This is a genomic window from Blastomonas sp. (assembly GCF_041747255.1).
Classification (GTDB): domain Bacteria; phylum Pseudomonadota; class Alphaproteobacteria; order Sphingomonadales; family Sphingomonadaceae; genus Blastomonas.
In genome coordinates this window covers 1-2,438 of sequence record NZ_JBGTFM010000141.1, presented here as the reverse complement: position 1 = coordinate 2,438, position 2,438 = coordinate 1, and the positions used below count along the sequence as shown (strand labels likewise).

1 protein-coding gene is annotated in these 2,438 nt (G+C 59.6%); it reads left to right on the top strand.

What is annotated here, in order from left to right; genetic code table 11:
• Positions 1–285 precede the first annotated feature (285 nt).
• Positions 286–2,438 (top strand): hypothetical protein (locus tag ACEW8G_RS04965; RefSeq protein WP_373487339.1); only part of this gene is annotated, 2,153 nt, incomplete at its 3' end.

The window sequence follows — 2,438 nt, the reverse complement described above, 5'->3', positions numbered from 1 at the left end:
CGCTCCCTGCAATGCAGCGCCCGTTCGAGCTTGTATGTCTACAACGCCAACGGCCGCGAAGGCGATTACCTGATTACCGAAACCGGCGCATCCATCAACAAGCTGGATGCCGAGATGAGCTCGTACATCTACTTTGGTACCTATGGCGAAGACGCCGATTCCTACTAGGGTTACGCCATGAATCAAAACTCGCCGTTGGTGTCGGTTGCGCAAGTGCCTTGTCGTCAATCAGGCCAAGTCGAACGGCAATCGCGGTACACAGGGACGGGTAGCGTTGCCCTGTTCTTGGCAGCGCTGCTGTATGCACTCTCGGCGAGCGCCGCCGTGGCGCCAGAAGTCAATATTTCGACCAAGAATGTTCCGGGCGTTTCGTCCATCCCGTTTGTTGGCGAATGGAGAGAGGTGGAGCCGGATGCCGCGCTCAAGACAAAGCTGGAGGTCTACCGTCGCGCACAGACACGTACGCACACCCTGGCAGTCGCGGCTGGTTTTGAGCCTGCACAGGTGGACGCGCGTGATGCCGGCGGCAAGCTCACCACCTATTACGTTGATTTTCGCAAGGGCTTCTCGAACGACTCCAATGCGTTTGCCGGCGACTATGAGGGCGTGCGCTCGGTTTGGTACAACCATGCCGGCTTTCTGGAACGCGAAAGCGAAACCGACAACCTCTATACGGTTGCGCACGAATTCTTTCACTCCATTTTTAACCCGGTGGTCAAGAAGCGTGGGCTGTGGGCTATCCCGGTGGCCACCCGTCTCAAATGGATGAGTGAGGGCCTCCCCACCGCCGTGGGTCAGATCGCGCTTGAAGGCTTTGACGGCACTTCACTTAAGGGGCGTGCCAAGGCGGGCTCGCGTCACGGCGTGCGTGCCTTGGGAGCACGCTATCTCGATTATCCGATCGACCTCCGCGACGAATACCCGATGCCCACCAGCGGCATGTGGTTTGAATCGGGCAGTGCCGATGAGACTGCCGTGAGCCAGAGCTACGCCACCTCCAGTTTCTGGCAACACGTGGCTGTGAAGTCTGGTGGTTTGGGCTGGGTCAAGAAGTTTATCGACCGTCCTGCCCCTAGCGATAAACGCTCAAGAGGCTTTGTGGACTGGGCTGAAGAAGGCATTCAGCGCGGCGGCAAATTCGCCAATTTCGCGGAGGCCTACAACAGCTATATCGCCAGCTTTGTTGACTACCCCTATCTCAACGAAACCTCCGAGAAGGACTACTTCGCGTGGGGCAAGTGGCAGTCCTTGCTGTTCTACGAGGGCTGTCACCCCATCACTCTGGTGGCAGGTGCGAAGCCAGTGGATCATGCGGTCACCATTCGTCCGCTCTCTGCCGAATGCCTGCGGGTCAAGGTGACCGGCCTTCCGCCGAAGGCCGCCAACATTTTCGTGACGCTGGCAGACGCCACCGACCGCCAGTGCAGTGACCTCAACGTAGTGAGCGGCAAGAAAACGCCGCTGCAGAGCCCTGTCGTCAATGCAGACGGCAGATGCGACTGGCACTGGCAGTTTGCCTACGACCCGCTCACGCCCAATGCCAATGGCGAGCAGGTTTTTGTCATCACCAATGTGCGGCCGGACAAACCCTCGCTGACGTCTCTGGTGACCGCAGTGAACTTTAAGTTATCGGTGCCAGCGCTTTCGGTGGCGGCGAGTGGCGCCGCGACCGCCGACAGTTCCGCAAGCAGTGCGCAAGCCACCGTTGCATCTGCCAAGCCACAGAAAAAGGTCAAGGTGCCCGCCAAGGCCAGTGCAAAGGCGAGCCAGATTGCAGCTATCGGCTTCAATGTCAGCAAGTCGGAATCGCCCTTGCCGTACAGGAGCGCGGGCTGCGATGCACTGACGCAGGAGATCAGGCCCTGCGGGCCGTACACCAAGCTCACTCTTGAGTGGGGCGAGATCGCAGACCTTGGCGTCGAGATCGTGCAGTCGCAGTACGGTGTGGCGAGTGGCGATTTCAGCCAGTTTGGCGAGATGGCCCAGAAACTGCCCAAGAACCTCGAACAGGCAGCGCAGCTGAGCGGAGCCAGCATTGAGCTGCAGTTCCCCCGCATCGAGCGCGGCGCCACCGGCAGCTTCAGCAACGCCATGATCTCGCTCAGCATTCAAGACCATGGTGCTGAGGCGGGGCTGGAGTCACTGTCGCCAAGGTTCATCCGCCCCGGCCACAACCCGGATTGCCCCGAGGCCAATGCCATCTTCCCCTATGACGGCAAGGTCAACATCGAAAGCTACGATGCCAGCGGTATCAGCGGCAGCTTCAGCGCCGATTTTTACGAGACGTCTGAAGGAACGTGCCCGAAGCCCATCAAGATCGCCAGCGTCAGCGGCAGCTTCAGAAACCCGCCGCTGCGCGATGAAGTGCAGGAGGACTATGAAGAGACCCCGGCGGGCCAGAAGCGGCTGCATGCCCTGCTGGTCAACAAATTCTATGC